Origin of the sequence: Novosphingobium sp. BL-52-GroH (assembly GCF_044813085.1) — a bacterium.
Lineage (GTDB): Bacteria > Pseudomonadota > Alphaproteobacteria > Sphingomonadales > Sphingomonadaceae > Novosphingobium.
In genome coordinates this window covers 1,926,136-1,952,603 of record NZ_CP171152.1, presented here as the reverse complement: position 1 = coordinate 1,952,603, position 26,468 = coordinate 1,926,136, and the positions used below count along the sequence as shown (strand labels likewise).

General features: G+C 65.9%; 22 protein-coding genes. 10 read left to right on the top strand and 12 right to left on the bottom strand.

Annotated features, from left to right (window positions below; all coding sequences use genetic code 11):
* Positions 1–150 precede the first annotated feature (150 nt).
* The 5 genes from ACFFDA_RS21970 (at position 151) to ACFFDA_RS21950 (ending at position 6,331) form a co-directional block, all read left to right on the top strand.
* A complete protein-coding gene (locus ACFFDA_RS21970; protein ID WP_404479410.1) occupies positions 151–630 on the top strand; it encodes a DUF3576 domain-containing protein in 480 nt (159 codons plus the stop codon).
* Between the two features lie 83 nt (positions 631–713).
* Entirely contained in the window at positions 714–3,233 is a 2,520-nt protein-coding gene (gene leuS / locus ACFFDA_RS21965; protein ID WP_404479409.1) for a leucine--tRNA ligase, read from the top strand.
* Positions 3,230–3,724, top strand: a complete 495-nt coding sequence (gene lptE, locus ACFFDA_RS21960; RefSeq protein WP_404479408.1) for an LPS assembly lipoprotein LptE — start codon at positions 3,230–3,232, stop codon at positions 3,722–3,724. Before leuS ends, lptE begins: the two co-directional genes overlap by 4 nt.
* A gap of 6 nt (positions 3,725–3,730) precedes the next feature.
* On the top strand, positions 3,731–4,786 hold the full coding sequence (holA, locus tag ACFFDA_RS21955; RefSeq protein ID WP_404479407.1) for a DNA polymerase III subunit delta: 1,056 nt from the start codon (positions 3,731–3,733) through the stop codon (positions 4,784–4,786).
* Positions 4,787–4,930: 144 nt separating this feature from the next.
* The gene (locus ACFFDA_RS21950) at positions 4,931–6,331 is read left to right on the top strand and encodes a sugar transferase (RefSeq protein ID WP_404479406.1); all 1,401 of its coding nucleotides are present in this window, start codon (positions 4,931–4,933) and stop codon (positions 6,329–6,331) included.
* A 60-nt stretch (positions 6,332–6,391) separates the two neighbouring features.
* Here the strand turns inward: ACFFDA_RS21950 and ACFFDA_RS21945 are convergent, their stop codons facing one another.
* The 5 genes from ACFFDA_RS21945 to ACFFDA_RS21925 form a co-directional block, all read right to left on the bottom strand.
* Positions 6,392–8,149 carry a hypothetical protein gene (locus ACFFDA_RS21945; RefSeq protein ID WP_404479405.1) on the bottom strand — a complete coding sequence of 586 codons (1,758 nt, stop codon included), beginning with the start codon at positions 8,147–8,149 and terminating at the stop codon, positions 6,392–6,394.
* A 55-nt stretch (positions 8,150–8,204) separates the two neighbouring features.
* Positions 8,205–8,636 (bottom strand): hypothetical protein, encoded by a 432-nt coding sequence (locus tag ACFFDA_RS21940; RefSeq protein ID WP_404479404.1) that lies wholly within the window; start codon positions 8,634–8,636, stop codon positions 8,205–8,207.
* A 125-nt stretch (positions 8,637–8,761) separates the two neighbouring features.
* Positions 8,762–9,289: an LptA/OstA family protein gene (locus tag ACFFDA_RS21935; protein WP_404479403.1), complete on the bottom strand. Its 528-nt coding sequence runs from the start codon at positions 9,287–9,289 to the stop codon at positions 8,762–8,764.
* The gene (lptC, locus tag ACFFDA_RS21930) at positions 9,286–9,933 is read right to left on the bottom strand and encodes an LPS export ABC transporter periplasmic protein LptC (RefSeq protein WP_404479402.1); all 648 of its coding nucleotides are present in this window, start codon (positions 9,931–9,933) and stop codon (positions 9,286–9,288) included. Before lptC ends, ACFFDA_RS21935 begins: the two co-directional genes overlap by 4 nt.
* Before the next feature lie 28 nt (positions 9,934–9,961).
* Positions 9,962–10,585 carry a ribonuclease D gene (locus ACFFDA_RS21925; protein ID WP_404479401.1) on the bottom strand — a complete coding sequence of 208 codons (624 nt, stop codon included), beginning with the start codon at positions 10,583–10,585 and terminating at the stop codon, positions 9,962–9,964.
* Between the two features lie 92 nt (positions 10,586–10,677).
* On the opposite strand from ACFFDA_RS21925, the gene ung reads away from it, so the two are divergent.
* Complete coding sequence (gene ung, locus ACFFDA_RS21920; protein ID WP_404479400.1) at positions 10,678–11,367, top strand: uracil-DNA glycosylase; 690 nt, start codon at positions 10,678–10,680, stop codon at positions 11,365–11,367.
* Positions 11,368–11,514: 147 nt separating this feature from the next.
* On the opposite strand, the gene ACFFDA_RS21915 is transcribed toward ung, so the two are convergent.
* The 5 genes from ACFFDA_RS21915 to ACFFDA_RS21895 all read right to left on the bottom strand — a co-directional run bounded on the left by ACFFDA_RS21915 (position 11,515) and on the right by ACFFDA_RS21895 (position 21,809).
* On the bottom strand, positions 11,515–11,823 hold the full coding sequence (locus ACFFDA_RS21915) for an antibiotic biosynthesis monooxygenase family protein (RefSeq protein WP_404479399.1): 309 nt from the start codon (positions 11,821–11,823) through the stop codon (positions 11,515–11,517).
* A gap of 282 nt (positions 11,824–12,105) precedes the next feature.
* Positions 12,106–13,539 (bottom strand): glutamate synthase subunit beta, encoded by a 1,434-nt coding sequence (locus ACFFDA_RS21910; protein WP_404479398.1) that lies wholly within the window; start codon positions 13,537–13,539, stop codon positions 12,106–12,108.
* 18 nt (positions 13,540–13,557) lie between these two features.
* A complete protein-coding gene (gltB, locus tag ACFFDA_RS21905) occupies positions 13,558–18,195 on the bottom strand; it encodes a glutamate synthase large subunit (RefSeq protein WP_404479397.1) in 4,638 nt (1,545 codons plus the stop codon).
* 266 nt (positions 18,196–18,461) lie between these two features.
* Entirely contained in the window at positions 18,462–20,522 is a 2,061-nt protein-coding gene (locus ACFFDA_RS21900; RefSeq protein ID WP_404479396.1) for a hypothetical protein, read from the bottom strand.
* A 45-nt stretch (positions 20,523–20,567) separates the two neighbouring features.
* Positions 20,568–21,809, bottom strand: a complete 1,242-nt coding sequence (locus ACFFDA_RS21895; protein WP_404479395.1) for a TIGR04063 family PEP-CTERM/XrtA system glycosyltransferase — start codon at positions 21,807–21,809, stop codon at positions 20,568–20,570.
* A gap of 65 nt (positions 21,810–21,874) precedes the next feature.
* On the opposite strand from ACFFDA_RS21895, the gene ACFFDA_RS21890 reads away from it, so the two are divergent.
* The 3 genes from ACFFDA_RS21890 to ctrA all read left to right on the top strand — a co-directional run bounded on the left by ACFFDA_RS21890 (position 21,875) and on the right by ctrA (position 24,463).
* A complete protein-coding gene (locus ACFFDA_RS21890; RefSeq protein ID WP_404479394.1) occupies positions 21,875–22,075 on the top strand; it encodes a hypothetical protein in 201 nt (66 codons plus the stop codon).
* The gene (locus tag ACFFDA_RS21885; protein ID WP_404479393.1) at positions 22,068–23,435 is read left to right on the top strand and encodes a putative O-glycosylation ligase, exosortase A system-associated; all 1,368 of its coding nucleotides are present in this window, start codon (positions 22,068–22,070) and stop codon (positions 23,433–23,435) included. The genes ACFFDA_RS21890 and ACFFDA_RS21885 overlap by 8 nt, the downstream gene beginning before the upstream one ends.
* Before the next feature lie 332 nt (positions 23,436–23,767).
* Positions 23,768–24,463 (top strand): response regulator transcription factor CtrA, encoded by a 696-nt coding sequence (gene ctrA / locus ACFFDA_RS21880; RefSeq protein ID WP_008832472.1) that lies wholly within the window; start codon positions 23,768–23,770, stop codon positions 24,461–24,463.
* A 111-nt stretch (positions 24,464–24,574) separates the two neighbouring features.
* On the opposite strand, the gene ACFFDA_RS21875 is transcribed toward ctrA, so the two are convergent.
* Both ACFFDA_RS21875 and ACFFDA_RS21870 read right to left on the bottom strand, forming a co-directional pair.
* On the bottom strand, positions 24,575–25,273 hold the full coding sequence (locus ACFFDA_RS21875; RefSeq protein ID WP_404479392.1) for an LrgB family protein: 699 nt from the start codon (positions 25,271–25,273) through the stop codon (positions 24,575–24,577).
* A complete protein-coding gene (locus ACFFDA_RS21870; protein WP_404479391.1) occupies positions 25,270–25,626 on the bottom strand; it encodes a CidA/LrgA family protein in 357 nt (118 codons plus the stop codon). Before ACFFDA_RS21870 ends, ACFFDA_RS21875 begins: the two co-directional genes overlap by 4 nt.
* Positions 25,627–25,746: 120 nt before the next feature.
* Between ACFFDA_RS21870 and ACFFDA_RS21865 the strand changes: the two genes are divergently transcribed.
* Positions 25,747–26,463, top strand: a complete 717-nt coding sequence (locus ACFFDA_RS21865; RefSeq protein ID WP_404479390.1) for a tRNA (guanine(46)-N(7))-methyltransferase TrmB — start codon at positions 25,747–25,749, stop codon at positions 26,461–26,463.
* Positions 26,464–26,468 lie beyond the last annotated feature (5 nt).

Below are 26,468 nucleotides of genomic sequence, written 5' to 3'. Positions count from 1 at the left end.
CGGCGCTTAGGGACCACCGTGGCCGCGCAAAGGCTTCGGGCGCACTTGCCGCCCGCCCAGCGGCGGTTATAGAGGCATCTGACGATGGGTTCGTTGCGCGTCCGTTTCTGCGGCGACTTTGACGGACCCGGCACGAAACTGGGAATTACAATGACAGGCAGCACCGATACCGGCCTTCTTACCCTGCGTAGCCCGAAAGCCTTCTGGGCAACCGCGGGTTTCTGCGCTGTGGCGGCGCTCGCGCTGGCCGGTTGCGGCGGCGGTCGCGAGAAGGCGCGCGCGACGCTGGCGCCTTCGCAGGTGACCACGATCGGCGTGAACAGCTACCTGTGGCGTGCGAGCCTCGATTCGGTGTCGTTCATGCCGCTGCTCCAGTCGGACAGCGCCGGCGGCGTCATCATCACCGACTGGTACGTCAATCCCAAGACCCCGACCGAGCGCGTCAAGGTCTCGATCATGATCCTCGACCAGAACCTGCGCGCCGATGCGCTCAAGGTGACGGCGGTGCGCGAAGTGTCGCAGGGCGGCGGCTGGGTGCCGGCCCCGGTCCAGGCGGCCACCGTGCAGAAGCTCGAGGACATCATCCTCACCCGCGCCCGCGACCTGCGTCGCGATTCGATCGGCGGCTGATTCTTCCGGGCGCCTGATCCTTACGGAAGCGGCGCCCGATTTCTATTGCGCGGATGTCGACGTCCGCAGGAGACCATACCAAGATGACCGAGCGGTTCGATCCGGCTCAGGCCGACACGCGCTGGCAGGCTGCGTGGGACGAAGCGCAGAGCTTCCGCGCCGACGACACTTCCACCAAGCCGCGCAGCTATGTGCTGGAGATGTTTCCCTACCCCTCGGGGCGCATCCACATCGGCCACGTCCGCAATTACACGATGGGCGACGTGCTGGCCCGCTACAAGCGGATGCGCGGCCACGAGGTCCTCCACCCGATGGGCTGGGACGCCTTCGGCATGCCCGCCGAGAACGCGGCGATGGAAAAGGGCGTCCACCCCGGCGGCTGGACGCGTGAGAACATCGCCAACATGAAGGCGCAGTTGAAGCGCCTGGGCTTCGCGCTCGACTGGAGCCGCGAGATCGCCACCTGCGAGCCGGAATACTACGGCCACGAGCAGGCGCTGTTCCTCGACCTGTACGAGCACGACCTCGTCTACCGCAAGGAATCGGCGGTCAACTGGGACCCGGTCGACCAGACCGTGCTCGCCAACGAGCAGGTGATCGACGGGCGCGGCTGGCGCTCGGGCGCGCTGGTCGAGAAGCGTAAGCTCTCCCAGTGGTTCCTCAGGATCACCGACTTCGCCGACGAACTGCTCGAAGGCCTCTCCACGCTCGACAAGTGGCCCGAGAAGGTCCGCACGATGCAGGAGAACTGGATCGGCAAGTCGCAAGGGTTGCAGTTCAAGTTCGACTTGTCGACCGGCGGTTCGCTGGAGGTCTACACCACCCGGCCGGACACCCTGTTCGGCACCAGCTTCGTCGCCGTCGCCGCCGATCACCCGATCGCGCAGACGCTCGCGGCGGGCAACGCCGAGGTCCAGGACTTCATTGCGCTGTGCAAGCAGGGCGGCACCACCGCTGCTGAGCTGGAAACCGCCGAGAAACTGGGCTTCGACACCGGGATCACCGCCAAGCACCCGTTTACCGGCGCGCCACTGCCGGTGTTCATCGCCAACTTCGTGCTGATGGATTACGGCACCGGTGCGGTGATGGGTTCGGCCGCGCACGACCAGCGCGACCTCGATTTCGCCCGCAAGTACGACCTGCCCGCGATCCGTGTGATCGCGGACGGGGAAAACGTCGACCCCGTGTTCGAAGGCGACACGGCCTACAGTGGCCCCGGCGCGCTGGTGAACTCGCAGTTCCTCGATGGGATGGCCGTGGCCGACGCGATCGCCGCCGTCATCGCCCGCGCCGAGGCCGAAGGCTGGGGCGAGGGCAAGACGGTGTGGCGCCTGCGCGACTGGGGCGTCTCGCGCCAGCGCTACTGGGGCACGCCGATCCCGTTCATCCACTGCGAGGTCTGCGGCGTGGTGCCGGTGCCCAAGAAGCACCTGCCCGTTGTGCTGCCCGAGGACGTCGATTTCCAGACGCCGGGCAACCCGCTGGTGCGCCACCCGACCTGGAAGCATGTCGACTGCCCGCAGTGCGGCCACCCGGCCCGTCGCGAGACCGACACGCTCGATACGTTCGCCGACAGCTCGTGGTACTTCCTGCGCTTCGCCAGCCAACCCGGCGACCGTCCGTTCGACCCGATCAAGATCGCCGAGTGGCTGCCGGTCGAACAGTACATCGGCGGCATCGAGCATGCGATCCTGCACTTGCTCTACGCCCGCTTCTGGACCCGCGCGCTGGCCCGGATCGGCAAGATCGAGGTGAAGGAACCCTTCGCCAGCCTGTTCACGCAGGGCATGGTCACGCACGAGACCTACTTCCGCGTCAACGACGCCAACGGCCAGCCGGTCTACTTCACGCCCGGCGAAGTCGAGCGTGGATCGGAAAGCGCGACGCTCAAGGCGGATGGTGGGCCGGTCGAGATCGGCCGCGTCATCAAGATGTCGAAGTCGAAGAAAAACGTGGTCGATCCGGACGAGATCGTCGCGACTTACGGCGCCGACGCGATTCGCTGGTTCATGCTCTCGGACAGCCCGCCCGAGCGCGACCTGCCCTGGTCCGAAGCCGGCATCGAGGGTTGCGGTCGCTTCGTGCAGCGCCTGTGGCGCCTGTTCGGCCAGTACGATGCTGCCGCGACCGGCGACGACAAGGCTCTGGATCGCAAGGTCCACCAGACCGTCGATGCCGCCGCGCGCGACATCGAATCGCTCGGCTTCAACAAGGCCGTGGCCCGCATCTACGAACTGACCGGCGCGACCGAGAAGGCCGCGCCTTCGGCCAGCCGTTCGGCCGCCATCCGTTCGCTGCTGTTGCTGGTCTCGCCGATGATGCCGCATTTGGCGGAAGAGGCCTGGGCCAGCATCGGCGACGGCCTGATCGCCGGCGCTGCATGGCCGGACGTCGACCCGGCGCTGCTGGTCGACGACGAGGTCACCGTGGCGATTCAGGTGAAGGGCAAGCTGCGCGATACCGTCACCGTCGCCAAGGGCACCTCCAAGGAAGCGCTGGAGGCGCTTGCCCTTGCCAGCGAGAAGGTGCAGCGTGCGCTGGATGGAGCCGAAGTGCGCAAGATAATCGTCGTGCCCGACCGCCTGGTCAATCTCGTCGCGTGAGGGCGCTGGTCGCCTTTGCCGGAGTGTTGATGCTCGCCGGGTGCGGGCTCCAGCCGATGTACGCGGGCGGCGGCAATGCCGCCGTCGCACAGGGCCTTGCCGGGGTGCAGGTTTCCGCGATCGAGGGCCGCGCCGGTTGGCTGGTGCGCAACGCGCTGGTCGACCAGCTCGGCGCCGCCGGCAAGGCCGCACCCAAGTACCGGCTCGACATCCGCCTCGACGACAAGCTGGAAAGCTTCGCGCTGCTCTCCGACGATACCGTCGGCCGCGAACGTCGGACCCTGCGGGCACGCTATCAGCTGGTTGACGTGGGGAGCGGCGAAGTCGTGCTCGATGCCACCGCCGGTTCGGACGCAGGAATCGACGTCGTCTCGTCCGACTATGCGACGATCGCGGCGGAACAGACGGCGCTCGAGAACATGGCGAAGGACGTTGCCAACCGCATCGTCACCAATGTCGCGCTGCGGCTGCGCGGCGATACCAGCCAGTAACGGCCCGTGAAGGCGAGCCAGAAGGAATTCGCCGGCATCGCCGCCCGCGCGGCCCGAGAGGCGCGCGTGTTCTTCTTCTGCGGGCCCGACGAATCGAGCGCCTTCGACGCCGCCACCCGCATCGTCTCGCTACTTCCGGACCCGGGTGAGAGGATCGAGCTGGCCGGTGCGGAACTGCGCCGTGACCCGGTCAAGCTGGGCGATGAGGCACGCTCGACCTCGCTGTTCGGCGGCACGCGCCACATCTGGGTCCGCGCGGCCGGCGACGAAGCCCACGATGCCGTGCAGACCCTGCTCGAAAACGACGTCGAGGGCTGTCCTGTCCTGATCGTCGCCACCGGAGCCACCGACAAGTCGCGTACCGCCAAGCTCCTCGCCGCTCGGCCGGACGGGCTGGTGGCGATGTTCTACCCGCCGGACCTGGGGGCGGTTACGGCCTCGGTGCGGACCATGGCCAACACCGCCGGGCTCAAGATGGGCAGCGAGATCGCCGAACGAATCGCGCGGGGCGCAGGGCTCGACACCCGCATCGCCCGTTCCGAAGTCACCAAGCTGGCGCTCTTCCTCGACGCCTCGCCCGAAACGCCGCGCCCCGTCGCGATGGCGGACCTGGACGCAGTGGGCGCCTCCACCGAGGACGACGGGTTCGGAACGCTCGTCGATGCGGTGCTGGGCGGCCGGCGCGAAGCGGTCGGCCCCGAACTGCGGCGGATGCGCGAACAGGAGATGAACCCCGTCGGCCTGCTGCTCGCCTTCGAACGCCGGGCGGCGCAATTGGCCGGGCTCAACGCACGGCTGGGGGATGGACGCGACGTCGCCGGTTTCGTAAAGGCCGAAGCGGGCGCGCGCCGGGTGTTTTGGAAGGACCAGTCGGCACTGACCGCTCAACTCCAGCTCTGGCGAGGCCCGCGGCTGGAACGTCTGGTCGCCCGGCTCATCGGGCTGCATCAATTGCTGCTTACGAACAGTCAGGATGCGGAACTGTTGTTGGCTGACGGTTTGCTGACAATAGCGCGCTCTGCACGTCCCAATTCCAGACAACGGACAATTGCCACGGCCTGACGGAATACGCTTTTCCGGTTGCCTCCAATGTTCATACGGGCGTATACGTATTGCGCCGCAGCATGGCTTCCATGTTGCGAGCGCCGATAGTGTCTGCATGAGGGAAATGATCGGCGTGAGTTCGCAACCAGGAGTGCCGGGCTGATGAACGCGCCGTTTGCCGCGAGGCCGCTTCTCAAGGAGCGTTCGGAATTCGACGAGTTGCTGGTGGCCCCCTCGCGCGAGCGTCGGCGGCTGCAGTGCTACCTGGCGCTGGTCGTCGCCGATGTCGTCTCCATCTTCCTGGGCTTCGCGGTTACCGGATACCTGCTTTCGGGTTCCTACGGGCTTTCCGAAGCACTGGTCCACGCCCAGCTCATCCTGCCGATCTATCTGACCCTCGCGCTCTACAACGGATCCTATTCCACCACATCGCTCCAGGAAGGCTGGACCGGAATCTTCCGCGCGACGGTGGCGATCGTCATCGCCGTGGTCGTGGTGGTCTTCGTGCAGTTCCTGATCCGTCCCGACGCCGACGTGTCGCGCTGGGGATTCAACGGCGGCGCGATCTGCGCGATGCTGGTGATCGCCTGGGCCCGCCTGCAACTGCGCAGCTTCGTGCGCTGGCGCTGCGGTGAGAACGTCCTCAATGAACTCATCATCGACGATGGCGGCCCGCAAGTGAACTTGCGGGGCGCCATTCGCATTTCGGCTGCGGCGATGGGCCTGCGGCCCAATCTCAACGATCCGCACGCGCTCGATCGCATCGGCCTCGTGCTGCGCAACATCGACCGCGTGGTGGTGAGCTGCCCCTCGGGGCGCCGCGTCGAGTGGGCGATGATGCTGAAGGGGGCCAACGTCGACGGCGAAGTGCTCGATGACGAGGTCGCCCGCCTCGGCGCCCAGGGCGCGCGCGTGGTCGGCAAGCACGGGTTGCTGCTGGTCTCGGCCGGGCCGCTTGGCCTGCGCGACCGTGCGATCAAGCGCATGTTCGACGTTGCCTTCGCCGGTGGCGCGATCCTCGCCCTGTCGCCACTGCTGATCGCGGTGGCGCTGGCGGTGAAGCTGCAGGATGGCGGCTCGGTGTTCTTCACCCAGCGTCGCATGGGACGCGGCAACCGCTTCTTCAACATGTACAAGTTCCGCTCGATGACCCAGTCGCTGGGCGATGCCACCGGCAGCGTCTCCGCCTCGAAGGACGACAAGCGGATCACCCGTGTCGGGCGCTTCATCCGCAAGACCAGCATCGATGAACTGCCGCAGTTGTTCAACGTGCTGCTCGGCGACATGAGCCTCGTGGGCCCGCGTCCGCACGCGACCGGGTCTCTGGCGGGCGACAAGCTGTTCTGGGAAGTCGACTTGCGCTACTGGCAGCGCCACTCGCTCAAGCCGGGCCTTTCGGGCCTTGCCCAGGTTCGCGGCTTCCGCGGTGCCACCGACCACGAATCGGACCTCGTCAATCGCCTCCAGGCCGACCTCGAGTATCTCGAAGGCTGGACGATCATGCGCGATATCCAGATCATCCTGCTGACCATGCGCGTACTGGTGCACGACCGGGCGTTCTGACGCCCACGGCGCTTTTCTTTGCTTCGCGCTTTCGGACAATCGCGGTTCGCCGGGGTCCTGCTAATCGTCAGTCAGGCCCCAGGTATTGTAGGCGTTCTTTACCGTACCCACTCCTGCGGCAACACCACTCGCGCCTAGGATGTAATTGCCGTTGGCGCGAACGACTGCATTTGCCGCAAGAATATTCAGGGCAGGCTGCGCGTTGATGAACCCGGTGTTGACGGTTGCCGATAGGGCCACGTCTCCAGTGACAATCGCGGATACGTAAACCAATGGCCCGGAGGTGTTGATCTGGCACCCTGTGATTGCGTAGGTGCCGCCAGACGGGTCGTCGACGACGCAGGCGGCATTGACCGTGCCGCCGAGGTTTATCCGGATCGTCGCATTGCAGATGAAGCCGCAATTGACGAAGCCCCTCAGCGCGGTTTCATAACGACCGCCTTCGACATGCTTGCAGGTCATCGCGGCGGTCGTGATCGAGCCTCGGGTAGAGCAGCCCTTGAGGGACTGCCAACCGCTGAATGCCGCAGTAATGGTCGCCCCGGCCCTTACGATGACTTCGTTGCCTTGTGACACGTTGCCGGACAAGATTCCGGAATAGGAAATCCCTGGAGTGCCTTCAATACAACGAATCGCAATGCTTGCCGAAGCGGGGTTGACGCCGTTCGACCCGGCGTTCGTCCATACGGCCAACGGTCCTGTATTTCGATCGGTCGAGAAATAAAACTCGACATAGTTGTTTCTTATGGCGTTGTTTTCACATCGTTGCGAGGAATCTGTTGTACTCCCCACTCGAATGACACTGTATAAGGCGGATTTTTCATAAATCCGGTTGTCGGAGAACTCGTTCCCATGAACGGCCGCGGTTGCGCCCAGCGTTGCACCGGACCCGTCGTTGAGAGGGAATATCGACAGCAGAGAGGGGCGATAGATGCTTTCTGAAGCATTGATCCCCAGATCACTGGCTTCAAGCCCGTATATCTGATTTCCGTTGACCCGACAGTTTCGGGTAACTCCGCGAACACCAAATATTGCGATGCACTCGTCTGTCGTATAATGATAGAAATCGCAGTCCTGGACGACGATCTTTTCGGTGATATTGTCCGCGAGAGTACCATTTCCCGAAAAATTCCTGATCCAGATACAGCCGCCTCCGCCTGCCGAAACCTGATTGGCACCATAAGCGCCGGTCTCCTGGCGGAATGTCGAACGGCGCACGCTGGCGCCATGCACAGCGGCGTAAAAGTCCAACAACGCATCTACGCCGTAAGGTTTTCCATCAGGGTCGAGGTTGCGACTGGCTCTTAGAGTCAATTGGTCGATATCGGCGAAGCGGACGTTGGCCAGGCCAATCAATGACTGGCGCTTGTTGGGCGTCGTCAGGATCTCAAAGCCGGAAAACAGGCAGAGGTCGGCCGAATTTGGATTGTATGTCGTCGTCCAATGCTCGTTTACGATGCAGAATTGCGACAGCGGGTACACGCCCATGGTCATGTCGGAGACATTGATTTTGCTTGCGCCCGGCGTGCCACGCAGACGATTGACCCTGATCGGCCGTGATAACCTCACCATGTAGGGCGGCAGAAGCACGTCGACGCCCAGCACCTTGGCCCGTTGGTGCGCAGCTTCGATCGCATCCGCCGCGTCGCCACCAACCGCGACGCCGCTGACCGATACGCCTAAATTGTAATCCAATACGGTCTGTAGCGTCAGGCCCGATGTCGTGCCGACGAGAGCTGCTCCCTTGCCCGCTTCGGTGGAGGCGAAGGTGCGGCGTTGTGAAGCGGAAAGTCCCCGCGCCAGATGGTCGATAGCCATTGATGGACTCCTCGCAGTATGGGACTGCAGCCTGAAGATTTTCGGCGCGAAACGATTATTGCGACAGCCGATAGACCAGCGATCCGGTGGCTATCGTCGCGCTCAGATAAAGGGCTGCCCCTTCTTCGATTTCTTCCCAGACCACTTCGCAGGCATTGTTTCGATAAATGCCCCAAGGTTCGCCCGCGATGGTGAGCGCCTGCATGGTCTGGCCGCCGTCGACCGAGCGACGTATGGTCACGGTGCCGGTCCAAGTGCCTTCGAGGCTGATCAGGACGGGTCGCTGGGTGGTGGGGAGGAAAGGGCCGAACGTCCCATCGAGGTAGGCGACGCCGCTCAAAGGTTCCGCCGCGCTGGCAGCCACATTCGTGACCGGCAAAGGGCGGCTGGATTCGACGATCGACAAATCGCCGCTTGCCGGATCGGCAAAACCGATGGCGAAAGCCGTGGCATATCCGGACGGCATTTGGATGGGATTGTTGGGCATCGGGACTCCTGTTTCAGGAAGGAAACCCGATTCCAGATACGCATGGGCCTGTTTGTAGGAAAATGCTCGCCGGTTAACTCTTGTTCATCGGCACAAGGGATTACCCCTGTCCGACCTCGTCTTGCTCAGTTCCCGTTTTGCTTCGGGACGCTGAACGTGCCCGACACGCGACCGCCCTGCCCGCCAGAAGCCGAGGAGACGCCGCTCTTGAGGTCGACCACCAGGCGTCCACCGCGCAGGGTATCGCCGTTGCCGCGCTTGATCGTGGCGTTGCCGGTCATCGTGATGACCTTCTGGTTGAAGTCGTAGATTCCCACGTCGCCCGTCGCCACTTCATCGGCGCGGGTCACGACGACGCCACCCGACGCGGTGATGCGCTGGATCTGCATCGAGCCGGCATTGGTGAAGTTGACCACGGTGCGTGCGGCGCGCAGGCGCAATTCGGCCTGCTTCACGTCGACGTTGCCGGTCAGCACGACGCGGTTCTGCTTGTCCTGCAGTTCGATGCGATCGGCGGCATAGTCCACGGGTGCGTCGGAGTTGTGGCCGGACAGGACTTGCGCATCGAGTTGCGGCGCGGCGCCGAGGGCAGCCAGCCCCAACACGGGCAGGGCCACGGCTGCGCGGAAGAACTTCTTGGGGGCGGACGTCATTGGGGTATCCTCAGCTTGCCGGGCGTCATGCGCAGCCGGGCATTGCCTTCCAGGGTCACGGTGCGGTTTTCCAGGTCCGCGTTCATCGAATCGGCGCGGAACGTGCCGGTGGGCACGGTTCCGTCGACGCCGCCGGAACCCACCGCGCGCTGGTTGCGCACGTCGATCGCGACGTTGCGGGTGGTCATCTTGTAGCCGTCGGGCGCGGCGAAGTTGACCGGGCCGGACACCGCGATCTGCTCGGTATCGTAATTGTAGGCGCCGTTGGGCGCGACAATCTGCGCCGGGCCGTCGTTCAGGCTCATCAGCGCCTTGAGCTTCTGCATCTGCACGACGGGGGTAGTAGCCGCTTTCTGCACGGCAGTGCCGGCAGTGACCACGAAGGCGCGATTCTTGTTGTCCTTGCCGCGATAGGCGGCGTCGTCGACCTTGAGGCGTTCGGTGGTGATGGCCACCTTGTTGCGGTCGAGCAGGAAGCTGATCTCGCCGCGCGGGGAAAGCGGCACCAGAATCATCACCGCCGCGACCACGCCGATCGCGGCGGGCAGGGCCTTGGCCAGGAAGCCAACGAGGCGATCGTGCGAGCCGCCGGGTGCGGCGAAGTGCCGGCGGCGGTTGCGGATCTGGACGGCTTCTACGGACATGGCGGTTCAGGAAACTCTTGGGAAGGGATCAGGCTGCTTCGTGGCTGAAGATGTCGTGGTCGGGCCACCCGGCGAGGTCCAGCCGGGCGCGGGCAGGCAGGAAGTCGAAGCAGGCCTGCGCGATCTCGGTGCGCTTCTCCCGCGCAAGGCGCTCGACCAGGATCGTGTGCATGGCGTGAAGGTAACGCACGTCGGAGGCGGCGTAGTCCTTCTGCGCGTCGGTCAGCTCGGGGGCGCCCCAGTCGCTCGACTGCTGCTGTTTCGACACCTCTTTGCCGAGCAGCTCGCGCACCAGGTCCTTGAGCCCGTGGCGATCGGTGTAAGTGCGGACCAGCTTGCTGGCGATCTTGGTGCAGAACACCGGCGCGGCGGTGACGCCGAGGTAATGTTCCACGGCGGCAAGGTCGAAGCGGGCGAAATGATAGAGCTTCAGGCGCTCCGGATCGGCCAGCACCGCCTTGAGGTTGGGTGCATCGAACGGGCTGCCGGGACCGAAGCGGACGAGGTGTTCGTCGCCCCTGCCGTCCGAAATCTGCACCAGGCAGAGCCGGTCGCGCGGGGTGATGAGACCCATCGTTTCGGTGTCGACAGCGACGGGCCCCGGCGCGAGCACGCCTTCGGGGAGATCTTCTTCGTGGAGATGGACAGCCATAGTCCGGAAATGCTTAGGGACTGGGCCGGTATTGCGCAATGCCGCAAGCGCTGCCCTTGCGTCAGCGCGCGGGTTTTTCGGGAGCTGAGGACATGACCGCAACACAGCAGGCCCAAAGCGTGCCCCCCAGTTGGGCTCCCGCGCTCGACCCGGTGCTGGGGACGCCCGAGGCGCGCAAGTTGGGCGGCTGGCTCAAGACCGAGGAAGCCGCCGGCAAACGCATCTTTCCGCCGCGCGGCACGCGCCTCGCCGCGTTCGAGCTGACCCCGCTCGACGCCGTACGCGTGGTGATCCTGGGGCAGGACCCCTACCACGGCGCCGGACAGGCCCATGGACTGGCCTTCTCGGTGCAGGCGGGGGTGCGGGTGCCGCCCTCTCTGGTGAACATCTACAAGGAACTGGCGACGGACTGCGGCGTGACCGCTCCCGGCCACGGCAACCTCGAACACTGGGCACGGCAGGGTGTGCTGCTGCTCAACAACGCACTGACAGTGGAGGAGGGGCAGGCCGGCTCGCACCAGAACCGGGGCTGGGAAGCCGTGACCGACGCTGCCGTTGCCGCCGTGGTGGCGAAGCGCGAACCTTGCGTTTTCATGTTGTGGGGCAGCCACGCGAAGAAGAAGGCGATGCGGGTGTCGGGGCTGGCGGACAGCCACCACCTCGTCCTCACGGCGCCGCACCCGAGCCCGCTTTCGGCATACGCGGGGTTCTTCGGGTGCAAGCATTTCAGCCGTGCCAATGCCTTCCTCGCCGAACACGGGCGCGGGACGATCGACTGGTAAGATTTTGGTGTCCCGGGCTCGCCGCGGGAGCGTGGGCAAGGACCCGCCAACCTCGCGTCAACCCGCAACGCTGCAGTGGCTCGTGGCGAGCTATCGCCTGAGGGAGTAGCCTGCGGTCGCGGCCTTTGCCGGGAGGACGATCGTTCGTCAGGCCGAAGCGCCCGGGATCGCCTCGTCCATCTCGTAATGGTTCATGGCGCCACCGATGGTAAGGTCGCCGAAGCAGGCACGGAACCTGCCGAAGTCTTTGAGCGTACGGGCAGCCTGGTGGGCCTCCAGCGAGGTCCATACGACGTTGAAGGTGAACTTCGAGGTGTTTTCCACCCCACGTCCGAAGCGGGCGGAGAGCACGCCTTCGCAAGCAGCAAGATAGCCCACACCGGCTTCGCGCATGGCCCGCGCGAACTGGTCTTCGGCGCCCGGCCGCACTTCGATCTCGGCGATTTCCAGCAGCATGTGGCTTCTCCCTCTTCGGGCGAGAGAACAGGTGCGGGCGAGCGTGGTCAAGCGAGCGGGGAAAGTGATCGCCTCGGCGAGCAGGAACTGGTCACGCGGAGCGGGGAGGCGGGGAAAAACAAGAAAACCGGTCTCACGCGAAGGGGCCGTGCCGCAGGCCTCCCAGCCGCTTACACATCGGACCTTGCATTCGCGTGGAATGGAAAGCGGCTTCTCCCCCCGCGAAACGAAGAAGGGCGCGCCTCGCGGCACGCCCCCCTCTCGTATTCAACATGGGATCGATCAGCGCGGAAGCTGGCTCGCGCCCATCAGTACCTGGTCGACCGAGCGGGCGCACTGGCGGCCTTCGCGGATCGCCCAGACGACCAGCGACTGGCCACGGCGCATGTCGCCGCAGGCGAAGATCTGCTCGTCGCTGGTCTGGTACTTGAGCATGTCGGCCTTGACGTTGCCGCGCGGGTCCAGCTCGACGGCGGACTGGTTTATCATGCCTTGCTTGCGCGGGCCGGTGAAGCCCATGGCGAGGAAGATCAGGTCCGCCTGCAGCGTGAACTCGCTGCCCTCGATCTCCTGCATCTTGCCGCCGACCCACTCTACGCGCACGCATTCCAGGCCGGTGACGGTGTTGCTGCCGATGACGCGCTTGGTCAGGACCGACCAGTCGCGATCCGCGCCTTCCTCGTGGCTGGACGAGGTGCGCAGCTTGAGCGGCCAGAACGGCCACGACAGCGCCTTGTCTTCCATGACCGGAGGCTTGGGCATGATTTCCAGCTGCGTGACCGAAGCTGCGCCCTGGCGGTTGGAGGTGCCGACGCAGTCCGACCCGGTGTCGCCGCCGCCGATGACGATGACGTGCTTGCCCTTGGCCGAGATCGTGCCGCGCGGAGCGGCGCGCAGTTCGTCGTCGCCGGCGTTGCGCTTGTTCTGCTGCGTCAGGAACTCCATCGCCAGGCGCACGCCGGGCAGTTCGGCGCCCGGGATGTCGAGACGGCGGGCTTCCTCGGCGCCGCCGGCGAAGACCACCGCGTCGAAGTTCTCCTTTAGAGAGGCGACCGAGACGGTCACGCCCACTTCGGTGGAAGTCTTGAACACCACGCCCTCGGCTTCCATCTGCGCCGCGCGGCGGTTGATGAGGTGCTTTTCCATCTTGAAGTCGGGGATGCCGTAACGCATCAGCCCGCCGACGCGGTCGTTCTTCTCGAACACCGTGACCGAGTGGCCGGCGCGCGCCAGTTGCTGGGCACACGCAAGGCCCGCCGGGCCCGAACCGACGACCGCCACCGACTTGCCGGTGCGATGCGCGGGAACTTGCGGGGTGATCCACCCTTGCGCCCATCCCTTGTCGACGATGGCGCATTCGATCGACTTGATCGTCACCGGTTCGTCGATGATGTTGAGCGTGCACGCCGCCTCGCACGGAGCGGGGCAGATGCGGCCGGTGAACTCGGGGAAGTTGTTGGTCGAGTGGAGGACCTCCAGCGCGTTGCGGAAGTCGTCCTCGTAGACCAGGTGGTTCCAGTCCGGGATGATGTTGTTGACCGGACAGCCGGTATGGCAGTGCGGCACGCCGCAGTTCATGCAGCGCGAGGCCTGGTCCTTGAGCGCCTGCGGCGCCAGCGGGATGACGAACTCGTTGTAGTTCTTCAGCCGCGCGTCGACCGGACCGTAAGTACGGTCGTGGCGGTCGAGTTCGAGAAAGCCGGTTTCCTTGCCCATTCTATGCGATCCTAAATCTTATTCTGCTGCGACCGAGGCGGCTTCGAGGCGTTCGGCCTCCTGCTGGCGCAGGGCCTTGGCGTAGTCGCGCGGCATCACCTTGACGAACTTGCCCAGTGCATTGCCCCAATCGTCGAGCAGTGCGCGGGCCCGCTTCGAGCCGGTGTGCAGGTGGTGGCGTTCGAGCAGGATGCGCAGGCGCTCCGCGTCGTGGCGCAGCGGATCGCCCATGCCGAGGTCGGTGACCGAGACCGTGCGCTGCTGCGGACGGCCGGTGCCTTCCTCCTCGTCGGCTTCGGCCGAGATCGGCAGCAGGTCTACCATCGAGCCGTTGACCAGCTTTTCGAACTGGCCGTCCTCGTCGTAGACGTAGGCGATGCCGCCGGACATGCCTGCCGCGAAGTTGCGCCCGGTCTTGCCCAGCACCGTTACAACGCCGCCGGTCATGTACTCGCAGCCATGGTCACCGCAGCCTTCGACGACCGCGATTGCGCCCGAGTTGCGGACTGCGAAGCGCTCGCCGCCGACGCCGTTGAAGAACGCCTCGCCGGAAATCGCGCCGTAGAGCACGGTGTTGCCGACGATGATGTTCTTGAGTGGATCGCGGTTCACGTGGGCGGGCTGGCGCACGATCACGCGGCCGCCCGACAGGCCCTTGCCGACGTAGTCGTTGGCATCGCCGGTCAGGTCGAGCGTGACGCCGTGGGCGAGCCAGGCGCCGAAGCTCTGGCCGGCGACGCCGGTGAGCTTCACGTTGATCGTGTTGTCGGGCAGGCCGGCATGGCCGTAGCGCTTGGCGACTTCGCCCGAGAGCATCGCGCCGACCGTGCGGTTGACGTTGATGATGGGCTTTTCGATGCGCACGGCCTCGCGGTGTTCCAGCGCATCCATGGCGCCGGCGATCAGGGCGTTGTCGAGCGCGTGCTCGAGGCCGTGATCCTGGGTCTGCGACCAGTTGAGCGAGGGGCCGTCACCGAGCGGGGCCTGGTAGAGCAGCTTCGACAGGTCGACGCCCTTGGCCTTCCAGTGCTGCACCGCCCTCTTCATGTTCAGGCGATCGACGCGTCCGACCATCTCGGGGATGGTGCGGAAGCCCAGCTCGGCCATGATCGCACGCAGTTCTTCCGCCACGAAGAAGAAGTAGTTGATGACATGCTCGGGCTGGCCGGTGAAGCGACCGCGCAGGACGGGGTCCTGCGTCGCCACGCCCACCGGGCAGGTGTTGAGGTGGCACTTGCGCATCATGATGCAGCCCGCCGCGATCAGCGGGGCGGTGGCGAAGCCGAACTCGTCGGCGCCGAGCAATGCTGCCACGGCGACGTCGCGGCCGGTGCGGAGGCCGCCGTCGGCCTGCACCACCACGCGGCTGCGCAAGTTGTTGAGCAGCAGGGTCTGCTGGGTCTCGGCGAGGCCGATCTCCCAGGGTGAACCCGCGTGCGTCAGCGAGGTCAGCGGCGAAGCGCCGGTGCCGCCTTCGTAGCCCGAGATCGTGATGTGGTCCGCGCGCGCCTTGGAGACGCCCGCCGCGACCGTGCCCACGCCGACTTCGGACACCAGCTTGACCGAGACGCGGCTGGTCGGGTTCACGTTCTTGAGATCGTGAATGAGCTGCGCGATGTCCTCGATCGAGTAGATGTCGTGGTGCGGCGGCGGCGAGATCAGGCCGACGCCCGGCGTCGAGTGACGGGTCGCGCCGATGGTGCGGTCGACCTTGTCACCGGGCAACTGGCCGCCTTCGCCGGGCTTGGCGCCCTGGGCCATCTTGATCTGGATGTCGTCGGCGTTGACGAGGTATTCGGTGGTGACGCCGAACCGGCCCGAAGCGACCTGCTTGATCGACGAGCGCATGGTGTCGCCGTTTTCCATCGGCTTGAAGCGGCGCGGGTCCTCGCCGCCTTCACCGGTGTTCGACTTGCCGCCGATGCGGTTCATCGCCACGGCGAGCGTGGTGTGCGCCTCCCACGAGATCGAGCCGTAGCTCATCGCGCCGGTGGCGAAGCGCTTGACGATCTCGCTGGCGGGTTCGACCTCGTCGAGCGGGATCGACTCGCCGGGGGTGAACTCCATCAACCCGCGGATCGTGAGCATGCGCTCCGACTGGTCGTTGATGGTCTGCGCGAATTCGCGATACTTTTCAGGCACGTTGCCGCGCACGGCGTGTTGGAGCAGACCGATGTTGGTGCTGGTCCAGGCGTGTTCCTCGCCGCGCACGCGCGAACCGTAGATGCCGCCCACGTCGAGCATGGTCTTGTAGATCGGGTCGTCGCCGTAGGCGGCCGAGTGGCGGCGCACGGTCTCTTCCGCGATCTCGGCAAGACCGGCACCCTCGATGGTGGTGGCGGTTCCGGTGAAGTACTTGTCGACGAAGGCGGTGGACAGGCCGACCGCATCGAAGATCTGCGCGCCGCAGTACGACTGGTAGGTCGAGATGCCCATCTTGGACATGACCTTACGGATGCCCTTGCCGATGGCGTAGACGTAGTTCTTGGCCGCCTGCTCCGCCGTCACGGGCAGGTTCTTGCGCACGCGGATCGCCTCGATCGTCTCGAGCGCGAGGTAGGGGTTGATCGCTTCGGCGCCGTAGCCGGCCAGGGCGCAGAAGTGGTGCACTTCGCGCGCTTCGCCGGTTTCCACCACGAGGCCGGTCTGCATGCGCAGGCCCTGGCGGACGAGGTGGTGGTGCACCGCCGCCGTCGCCAGCAGCGCCGGCATCGGGATGCGGTTCGGACCCTGGGCGCGGTCGGACAGCACGAGGATGTTCTTGTCCGCCAGCACCGCTTCGGTCGCGGCCCAGCACATTTCCTTGATCGCCTGCTCGAGGCCGTCGGCCCCGCTCTTGGCGTCCCAGGTCATGTCGATCGTGCCGGTGCGGAAGGCGCCGTCGAGAGCGGCTTCCACCGAGCGGATCTTGGCGAGGCCGAGGTCGGTCAGGATGGGCTGACTGACTTCGAGGCGCTTGTGCGTCCCGGCATCGTGGCCAAGCAGGTTGGGACGCGGGCCGACCATCGTCACCAGGCTCATCACCAGTTCCTCGCGGATCGGGTCGATCGGCGGGTTGGTGACCTGGGCGAAGTTCTGCTTGAAGTAGTCGTAGAGCAGGCGGGACTTCGACGACAGCACCGGGATCGGGGTGTCTGTGCCCATCGAGCCGAGCGGATCGTCGGCGTTGACGGCCATCGGTTCGAGGAAGCGGGTGACGTCTTCCTGGGTGTAGCCGAAGGCCTGCTGGCGATCGAGCAGGGTGCCTGTCGCCATCGGCAGTTCGGCCAGCTCGGGCTCGATCACGTCGAGGTCGGCAAGCTTGTACTGCGCCTGGGTGAGCCACTTTTCGTAGGGCTCGGCCTCGGCCAGCTTGGTCTTGATCTCCTCGTCCTCGATGATGCGACCTTCCTCGAAGTCGATCAGCAGCATACGGCCGGGCTGGAGACGCCACTTGCGCACGATGTTGTCTTCCTTGATCGGAAGGACGCCGCTTTCGGACGCCATGACGCACAAGTCGTCGTCGGTGACGAGGAAGCGCGCCGGGCGCAGGCCGTTGCGGTCCAGCGTGGCGCCGATCTGGCGGCCATCGGTGAAGGCGACGGCGGCGGGACCGTCCCACGGCTCCATCAGCGCGGCGTGGTATTCATAGAACGCGCGGCGTTCCGCAGTCATCAGCGGGTTGCCCGACCAGGCTTCCGGGATGAGGATCATCATCGCGTGGGCCAGCGAGTAGCCGCCCGCGAGCAGCAGCTCGAAGGCGTTGTCGAGGCAGGCGGTGTCCGACTGGCCGTGCGGGATCAGCGGCCACATCTTGTCGAGATCGGCGCCGAGCAGCTCCGATTCCATGGTGCGGCGGCGCGCGTTCATCCAGTTCACGTTGCCGCGAACCGTGTTGATCTCGCCGTTGTGCGCCATGAAGCGGAACGGGTGTGCCAGCTTCCAGCTCGGGAAGGTGTTGGTCGAGAAGCGCTGATGCACGAGGCCGAGAGCCGAGACGAATTCGGGGTTGCGCAGATCGTCGTAGAACGAGCCGACCTGGGTCGCGAGCAGAAGGCCCTTGTAGACGATGGTACGGCTGGAGAAGCTGGGCATGTACAGCTCGGTCAGGCCGGGCATGTCGTGCTTGACGGCCAGCGCCTGCAGCGGGTTCTGGGTCTGCTTGCGGATCGCCAGGATCTTGCGCTCGAATGCGTCCTGGTCGGCGCAGCTTTCACCGCGGCCGACGAAGCACTGGCGGATCACCGGCATCGATTCGAGCACGGTCTTGCCCAGGCCGTCGAGCGTGACGGGGACGTCGCGCCAGCCGATCAGGATCTGGCCTTCCTTCTTGATGAACTTCTCGAAGGTGGCGACGATGAAGTCGTGCGCGGCCTTGTCCTGCGGCAGGAAGCACATGGCGACCGCGTAGTCGCCCGCCTGCGGCAATTCGAGGCCTTCGCCCTGCGCCCAGTTGCGGAACAACTGGTCGGGAAGCTGGGTCAGGATCCCCGCGCCGTCACCCAGCAAGGGGTCGGCGCCCACCGCACCGCGGTGGTCGATGTTTTTCAGAATCTCCAGTGCCTGAGTAATGATCGCGTGGTTTTTCTGGCCCTTGATATGGGCGACGAAGCCCACACCGCAGGCGTCGTGTTCATTGCGCGCGTCATAGAGGCCCTGGGGCTTAGGAAATCCCATCGATATAAACCCATCCTGTCACTTTTTTCACTAGGGTTCACTGCGCATGTCCGCAGATGCGCACGAATCGTACGACGACCCGACACGGCATAGTGACCCCACGGTCCCCATGACGATTGAGGGACGGTTTTGCAACCGCGAAGGCAATGCGCGCGCAGGAATGGGCGCGTGATCGGCGGAATTCGTGGCATTTTATTATCACGAAACCCCGCCCGGATGTTTTCCGGACGGGGTTTCGTGAAGGCCGGGGGCGAGAGCGGCTGCGGTCAGGCGGCTCCGCTCATCCGCTGGAGCGTGGCGAGAGCGGCGCGGAGGGCCCGTTCGGTGGCCTCCTGGTCGGGGCGTCCGGGGGCATCGAACAGGCGCTCCGCAGGGGCCGCGGCGATGGTGCCGGTCGCGGGGGATGGCGCAGGGGCGAGCGTCGGTCGCGAGAAGGGGACCGCCTCGCGTGCTTCCCCGCCGAGAAGATCGTGGATCGTATCTTCGGCCCCGGACTCGGCTTCGTCCCCGAATTCCTCGACCTCGACGAAGCGGTGCTGGGGAGCAACGTGGCGCGAGAGGTTGAGCAGCGAGGAATAACCGTGCTCCAGTGCCGTATCGTCCTCGACATCCTCATCCGCGACGAAAGGGCTCAGGGGGAAGGGCGCGAGGTCGGTGGCGACTGCAATCGGCGCGGCGCCGGCATGGGCGTCGCCCGCGCGGTATTCGTCGGACCCGATGTCGATCGAGGTCAGGCCGATGTGGCGCGGCGGGATGTAGGAGGGCAACGCGTCGCCGTCGGCGTGATCGGCGGCAAAGTCGTCGAACCCGACCGGGCGCAAACCTGCCGGGATCGCCTGCACGGCATCGGTCTCGGGGAAGATCGGGGCCGCCGGGACGATCGGCGTCACCGGCGTTTCGATCGTGTCCTGCGCCTCGATTTCGCTTTCGATCACGGGCGCCGCGAAAGGCGCGGGAGCGGCGAAGGGAGCGGGGGCAAGGCGCTCGAAGGTCGGCGCGATGCCGGCGGCTGGAACCGGAGGCACTTCGCGCAGCGGTGCGAACTCGACGGCTACCGGCGCCGCGATCACTTCGGCGGCGCGACGGGCCTGCTCGCGGCGCCGGGCCATGGCGAGGGCGAGACGCTCGAGCAGTTCGACGGGCGACAGGTGGTCCAGGTCCGCTTCGGCTATGCGATTGGCGGTATGCGGATCGAGCGAAACTACAGGCTCTTCGGCGAGGAGGTCGGTGGAGGGCGTGACGGCGACCTCTGCTTCGGCAACGAAAGCCATGGGCTCGTCGTCGTGCGCGAAGGCAGTTTCGGGTGCGATCGTCGGCTCTGCCTCGAACGCTTCATCCTGCGGGAGGATGTCGGAATGGGTTTCCAACGGCGCGGCGTCGACGGCTGCGGGCGCTTCGGGCACGTCACCCTCGCCCCATCCGCCCGAATGCAGGCGCGGCAGCAGCCGGAAGCCAGGCTCGGAGCGCACGGCGTCTTCCGTGCGGGCCGAAATTTCGCGCGAATAGGTTTCGAACAGCCGGCTGCCGAACGGCCCGGCGGGGGTCGCGGCGACGGTTTCGTTCTCCACTTCGCTATCGGGGCGTTCTTCGGCCTTGGAATCGACGTGCGTCTGGAAGATCTGCTGGAAGACCTGGGCGCCCGGAGGCGTGGGCGAAGTGGCAGGTTCGTGCCAGGCCGATTCGGCGTTCAGCCATGCCGGCAGGTCGGCGGGTTCTTCGGTCGCGGCACCGTCGTGCGCCACGGGGGCCGCGCGGAAGGCGGGAGCGGGAGCCTCGACGTCGTCGAAGGCATCGAGATCGAACTCGGCCACGTTGAGGATTTGCGGATCACGGCCCGGCATCGGCGCGCGGTCGTCGTAGGAGGACAGGTCGTCCTCGGTATGGAGCGCGAGGGCGCGACGGCGGCCGGGAATGCGGCCCGGCTTTGCGGGGGCCACCGGCTCCGGCTGCGATTCGGCGGTGGGGGCGAGAGTATCCGCTTCGCCCTGCTCCGTCTCGTCCGCGGAGGAATCGCCGATGGCGCGGCTGCGCTCGTGCACGAGGCCCGGCCGAGCGATGCGGCGCGCGACGAGGGCGCCGATCACGGCGCCGAGGCCGGTCATCGCGAGGGCGAGCAGGATGCGCATGGTGGTGCCCAGCGGCGGTGCCGCCATCGGCACCACGCGGTCGATTCCCAGCGAAAGCACGATTTTCTCGATGAGCGCGGGGCTGACCAGGATGCTGCCTAGCCCGAACAGGGCTCCGAACCACAGTGCCACGATCGCCGGGAACAGCGGGTGACGGCTGATCGGCTCTGCGCCTGCTTTCCTGCGTTCTTGCTCGGCCACTGATCTTACCCCGTATTGTTCTTGCGACGGACGCGGTCGCCTGCGTCAGGCGGCGGCCTCGAGCCCGGTTTGAGCGGACTGTGGTGCCAGCATTTGGTAAACGAGAGGATAACGACGGGCATTGTAGGCCCAATCGTGCCGGGTTTCGACATGTTCCCGGCCGGCCTTGCGATAGGCCTGCCACGATTCGCGCTGCTCCAGCAATCGTGCGAGCGCATCCGCGCAGGCGGCGGCATCGTCGGGCGCGAACAGCACGCCGGTGCGGCCGTCGGATACGAGTTCGCGGTGGCCGCCCACGTCGCTGGCGGCGACGAGCTTGCCCTGCGCCATCGCCTCCAGGGGCTTGAGCGGGGTGACGAGATCGGTCAGCCGGCTGCGCTTCCGCGGATAGGCCATGACGTCGCACAGCGCATAGTAGCGGTCGACCTCGTGGTGCGGCACCCGGCCGACGAAGCGAATCGCCGCGGCGGCGGGCGAGGCGGCTGCCTGCGCGCGCAATGCCTCCTCGCGCGGGCCTCCGCCGACCATGAGCAGTCGCGCATCGGGCTGGCGCGCGACGAGGGCGGGCATCGCCTCGATCAGCACGTCGAGGCCTTCGTAATCGTAGAAGCTGCCGATGAAGCCGATGACCGGGCAGGGTCCGTCCGGACCCTCGAAGCCCAGTTCGCGGGCAAGCTCCGGATCGCGGGGCAGGGGGCTGCCGAAGAGGTCGAGGTCGACGCCGTTGGGCATGACGGTGATCTTGCCCTCGGGCGTGCCGCGCGCGACGAGGTCCCGGCGCAGGCCCTCGCAGATCGTCACCACCGCGTCGGCCTCGCGCACCACATGGTTTTCGAGCATGCGGGTGAGCCGGTATTTGAGCGAGCCTTCGCTGCCCGTGCCGTTGCCGACGGCCGCATCCTCCCAGAAGGCACGAATCTCGTAGACCAGCGGAATCCCGTGCTTGCGTGCCACTCTCAGCGCTGCCTGGCCGCACAAGACGGGGGAGTGGGCATGGATCACGTCGGGGCGCCACTGCTCGACGACGCGCTCGATCCCGGCGGCGAAGAGGCCAATCTCGCGCCATTCGCGCAGGCCCGGAAGTCCGGTGACGGTGCCGCCGGCGCGGTGGAAGGTCAGGCCGTCGTGTTCCTCGACCACGCCCTCGTCGGGGTTGTAGCGCGGACCGGTCACACCGCGCACTTCGAGCCCCAGCGCCGCCTGCGCCTTGAGTATCGCGCGGGTGCGGAAGGTGTAGCCGCTGTGGATCGGCAGCGAATGGTCGAGCACGTGAAGGATGCGGGTCATGGCGTGTTTCCTAGCTTGGCAACGCTTAACGTGCCGTCAACTCCAGCTTGCTATCGCCGCTCGCGATGGTCGACATCCTTGCCCTTGCCCTGTCGCACGGACTGCTGCTCCTCGCCGCCTGGCGACTGGTATGGCGGACGGACCTCGACGTGGAAACGCGTGGCGAAGCTTCGGAGCGTGCCGGCCTGGGCGCGAATCGACGTGGCCGGGTGGTGATGAAGACCGGGCGGCGGCCGGAAGACGAACCGGTGGGCGGCGATGATTAACCTCGCGCTCACCAGCTTCTTCGCCTGCCTCATCCTGCTTGGCTTCAAGCGCCCGTTCATCTGGGTGCTGTGCTATCTCTACGTCGACATCGTCGCGCCGCAGATCATCTCGTGGGGTTTCCTGACGCAGATGCCCACTTCGCTGATCGCGTTCGCGGCGGCGTTCCTGGGCTGGCTGGTGTTCGACGACAAGCGCGATTCGCGCTTCACCTGGCGGCAGGGACTGCTGGTGGCATTGCTTGTGTACTGCGGCGTGACCACGCTGCGTGCCGACTATCCGGTCGAGGCCCTGACCAAGTGGGCCTGGGTGTGGAAGGCACTGGTCTTCGCGATCTTCCTGCCCCTGACATTGCGCACGCGCCTGCGAATCGAAGCGGTGGCGCTGTGCATGGTGCTGTCGGCCAGTGCGCTCATCATCGACGGCGGGATCAAGACCGCGATGGGCGGCGGCGGCTACGGGTCGCTGGTCATTTTCGTCGAGAACAACACGGGGCTCTACGAGGGCTCGATCATCTCGTGCGTCGCCGTCGCGCTGATTCCGGTGGCGATCTGGCTGGCCCGCCACGGCACGATCTTCCCGCCTGACTGGCGGGTTTGGGGCTTCACCATCGCCCTGGTCTTCGCCTGCGCGCTGATCCCGGTGGGAACGCAGGCGCGCACGGGCCTCATCTGCCTCGGCATCCTCGCGGTGCTGTACCTGAGGACCTCGAAGCACCGCATCCTCATCATGCTCGGGATGGCCCTGGTGCCGGTCCTCGCGGTTCCGTTCCTGCCGGCCTCGTACCTCTCGCGCATGAACACGATCGAGAACCACCAGTCCGACAAGTCGGCGGGAACGCGACTCGGCGTGTGGAAGTGGACGATGGGCTATGCGAAGCAGCATCCGCTGGGCGGCGGCTTCGAAGTCTACATGTCGAGCAGGGTGGAATACGACACCGTCTCCAGCCAGACGAGCGGCAGCAACGTGACGATCTCGCGCAGCCGGGTGGTCGAGGAAGGCCGCGCGTTCCATTCAAGCTACTTCGAGATGCTGGGCGAGCAGGGCTATCCGGGCCTCGCGCTGTGGCTGACGCTGCAGATCTCCGGCCTCGTGCAGATGGAACTGATTCGCCGCCGGTGGAAGGACCGCACCGGGCCGGACGAGGCATGGGTCGCGCCGCTCGCCGTGGCGCTGCAACTGGCGCAGGTCGTCTACCTGTTCGGCTCGCTGTTCGTCGGAATCGCCTTCCAGCCCTTCATCCTGATGCTGATCGGCCTGCAGTGCGGTCTGTGGAGCTACCTCAAGCGCATCTCGCAGCCCGAGGCCCGGGCAGGGCGTGGGCCGCGCAAGATGCAGGTCCGCGCGGTCACCACGGGCTGAATCCCGGCTCGTCCCAAAATCGCCTGAAAATGGGCGAAAGGGCGCATTTCAGGGCAGGGCGATGCGCAAAGCCCATTTCGCGGCGTCTCAAATCGTTTGCGTTTTGTGACCCTCGATCCTTAACATTAACCAGCATTCGCCGTTATCGTATGCAATGGCGCGGTTCGCGTGCCATGAGCCAGGTCGAACCCTTGCAATGAGTTAAGGGGTTTTCCTGTGTTTACGGCAAATTAACCTTTAACCATCATTGGTCATATGGTTAATACACGGCAAGGTCCGTAAAGGTCGCGAGAGCACCGAGCGGGCACAGGGGCAAGAAGGGACACTGACCCATGCGAGTGCTGCTGATCGAGGATGAACCGACCACGGCCCGTGCCATCGAACTGATGCTGACGGCGGAAGGCTTCAACGTATATTCGACCGATCTTGGCGAGGAAGGCCTCGATCTGGGCAAGCTGTATGATTACGACATCATCCTGCTCGACCTCAACCTGCCCGACATGCACGGCTACGACGTGCTCAAGAAGCTGCGAGTCGCCAAGGTGCAGACGCCGGTGCTGATCCTGTCGGGCATCTCGGAAATGGATAGCAAGGTCCGCTCGTTCGGCTTCGGCGCGGACGACTACGTGACCAAGCCGTTCCACCGCGAGGAGCTGATCGCCCGCATACATGCCGTCGTGCGCCGTTCGAAGGGTCACTCGCAGTCGGTCATCCGCACCGGCAAGCTGGTCACCAACCTCGACGCCAAGACGGTTGAAGTCGATGGCGCCCGCGTGCACCTGACCGGCAAGGAATACGCGATGCTCGAGCTGCTTTCGCTGCGCAAGGGCACCACGCTGACCAAGGAAATGTTCCTGAACCACCTCTACGGCGGCATGGACGAGCCCGAACTGAAGATCATCGACGTCTTCATCTGCAAGCTGCGCAAGAAGCTCGCTCACGCCTGCGGCGGCGCCAACTACATCGAGACGGTGTGGGGACGCGGTTACGTCCTGCGCGATCCGGACGAGGCGGCCGAGGCGGCCTGACCCTACAGACCCCTGCACCCCTTGCAGGAAAGGCGGCCTGCCCTCGCGAGGGGCGGGCCGTTCTTGCTTTTACGAGTGTCGCCATGGCGGTTCCGTCCAGGCCGGACGCAGTCAGATCGATAGCGCCACGATCGAAAGCAGCGTTGCCGTCATCACCGCATTGAGCGCCATGCCCAGGCTCGCCATCGCTCCGGCCGTCGCATCCACCTGGAACGCCCGTGCGGCGCCGATGCCGTGGGCCGCCACGCCCATCGCCAATCCGCGGGCGCGGTAGTCGCGGATACGCAGCGCATTGAGCAGCGGTGTCCCGGCCATCGCGCCGACGACGCCTGCAAACAGCACGATCACGGCCGCGAGCGCGGGAATCCCGCCCAACTGTCCGGCAATGGACATCGCGACCGGGGTCGTCGTCGCGCGTGGCGCGATCGAGGCGAGGATTTCGGCCGGGGCTCCGAACAGCGCCAGGATGCCCACGGCACTGACGATCGACGTTACCGCCCCCGCTCCCAAGGCCAGCGCGATCGGCAAAGCCAGGCGACGGATGCGCAGCCGCTCCGCCCAGATCGGCACTGCCAGTCCCACCACCGCCGGCCCGAGCAGGAAGCTGAGCGGCAGGGTCGCTGTCCGGTAGGTCGCATAAGGCGTCCCGGTCGTCAGCAGCAGGGCGATCAGAACCGGTGTCGCCCACAGCACCGGGTGGCACAGCGGATGGCGCCCGCTGCGCTTCGACGCCGTGTCGAACGCTTCGAACACGCCGAGCGTTACAGTCAGCCAGAACAGCGGGGTGGCGAGTAGAGCGACTTCGCTCACGCCGGGTCCTCCGGTGCGAATCGGGCAAGCGACAGGCGGAAGACCAGTGCGGTGACGGCGAGCGTCAGCAGGGTGGAAACCACGGTGGCGACCACCAAGCCGAGCCCATATCGCGACATTACCGCACCTTCGTCGATCAGGCCTACGGCGGCGGGCACGAACATCACGGCAAGGTGTGCGGTCAGCCAGCCGGTCACCTCCGTCAGTATCGGCCTTTCGCGCGGAACCAGCGCCAGCCACGCGACGAGCAGGACCATGCCGATCACGGCGCCCGGCAGGGCGAGGCCGGTCAGGCGGTGGATCGCCTCGCCGGAAAGCTGGCAGGCGAGGAGCAGGAAGATGGCACGCAGCATTCCTGCCGGTTAAGCAGGCCGAGCGCGCCGGTGGCAATTGGCAATTTGGCGAAGCGAGTTGCGCCGCGCAACTTTGCGGGAGATTGACCGGCGCGCCCATGAGTGCCAGTGGCGCCCGCCATGACGGCACACAAATCCGGTGATCCGACCACGCTCAACCGCCTCTACGGCCGCGCCAAGGGAAAGCCCCTGCGCGCGGGGCAACAGGGCCTCGTCGACGACCTGCTCCCCCGCATCGCCATGCCCGAAGCGGGACCCATCACGTCGCAGGTGCTGTTCGGTGACGATCGCCCTCTCCACTTCGAGATCGGCTTCGGCGGCGGCGAGCATATGGCCGGTCGCGCCGACATGCTGCCCGATCACGGCTTCATCGGTGCAGAGCCGTTCCTCAACGGCGTGGCGCAGGCCTTGCTCCACGTCAGCGGCGACAATGGCGAGCATCCGCCGATCGGCAATGTGCGCATCCACCATGGCGACGCGCTCGAAGTGCTGGCGCGCATCCCCGACGGATCGCTCTCGTTCCTCTACCTCCTCCACCCGGACCCCTGGCCCAAGGCGCGCCATGCCAAGCGCCGGATGATGAACGACGGCCCGGTCGACATGTTCGCGGCCAAACTCAAGCCCGGTGGCGAGTTCCGCTTCGGCACCGATCACGCGGTCTACGTACGCCATGCGCTGATGGTGATGCAGCGGCACACCGACCAGTTCGAATGGCTTTGCGAGAAGCCACGCGATTTCCAGGTTCGGCCGGGCGGCTGGCCGGAAACGCGCTACGAGACCAAGGCCCGTACGGTCTACGGGCACGAGGTCTGGTACTTCCGCTACCGGCGGAAGTAGGGAGC

Coding starts and splice junctions, on each gene's coding strand:
- ACFFDA_RS21940 (WP_404479404.1), bottom strand. CDS start 8,636: ATGCCCAACAATCCCATCCAAATGCCGTCCGGATATGCCACGGCTTTC.
- ACFFDA_RS21910 (WP_404479398.1), bottom strand. CDS start 13,539: ATGGGCAAGGAAACCGGCTTTCTCGAACTCGACCGCCACGACCGTACT.
- leuS (WP_404479409.1), top strand. CDS start 714: ATGACCGAGCGGTTCGATCCGGCTCAGGCCGACACGCGCTGGCAGGCT.
- ctrA (WP_008832472.1), top strand. CDS start 23,768: ATGCGAGTGCTGCTGATCGAGGATGAACCGACCACGGCCCGTGCCATC.
- ACFFDA_RS21950 (WP_404479406.1), top strand. CDS start 4,931: ATGAACGCGCCGTTTGCCGCGAGGCCGCTTCTCAAGGAGCGTTCGGAA.
- ACFFDA_RS21885 (WP_404479393.1), top strand. CDS start 22,068: ATGATTAACCTCGCGCTCACCAGCTTCTTCGCCTGCCTCATCCTGCTT.
- ACFFDA_RS21895 (WP_404479395.1), bottom strand. CDS start 21,809: ATGACCCGCATCCTTCACGTGCTCGACCATTCGCTGCCGATCCACAGC.
- ACFFDA_RS21865 (WP_404479390.1), top strand. CDS start 25,747: ATGACGGCACACAAATCCGGTGATCCGACCACGCTCAACCGCCTCTAC.
- ACFFDA_RS21945 (WP_404479405.1), bottom strand. CDS start 8,149: ATGGCTATCGACCATCTGGCGCGGGGACTTTCCGCTTCACAACGCCGC.
- ACFFDA_RS21890 (WP_404479394.1), top strand. CDS start 21,875: ATGGTCGACATCCTTGCCCTTGCCCTGTCGCACGGACTGCTGCTCCTC.
- ACFFDA_RS21925 (WP_404479401.1), bottom strand. CDS start 10,585: ATGGCTGTCCATCTCCACGAAGAAGATCTCCCCGAAGGCGTGCTCGCG.
- ACFFDA_RS21915 (WP_404479399.1), bottom strand. CDS start 11,823: ATGCTGCTGGAAATCGCCGAGATCGAAGTGCGGCCGGGCGCCGAAGAC.
- ACFFDA_RS21870 (WP_404479391.1), bottom strand. CDS start 25,626: ATGCTGCGTGCCATCTTCCTGCTCCTCGCCTGCCAGCTTTCCGGCGAG.
- ACFFDA_RS21935 (WP_404479403.1), bottom strand. CDS start 9,289: ATGACGTCCGCCCCCAAGAAGTTCTTCCGCGCAGCCGTGGCCCTGCCC.
- ACFFDA_RS21970 (WP_404479410.1), top strand. CDS start 151: ATGACAGGCAGCACCGATACCGGCCTTCTTACCCTGCGTAGCCCGAAA.
- ung (WP_404479400.1), top strand. CDS start 10,678: ATGACCGCAACACAGCAGGCCCAAAGCGTGCCCCCCAGTTGGGCTCCC.
- gltB (WP_404479397.1), bottom strand. CDS start 18,195: ATGGGATTTCCTAAGCCCCAGGGCCTCTATGACGCGCGCAATGAACAC.
- lptC (WP_404479402.1), bottom strand. CDS start 9,933: ATGTCCGTAGAAGCCGTCCAGATCCGCAACCGCCGCCGGCACTTCGCC.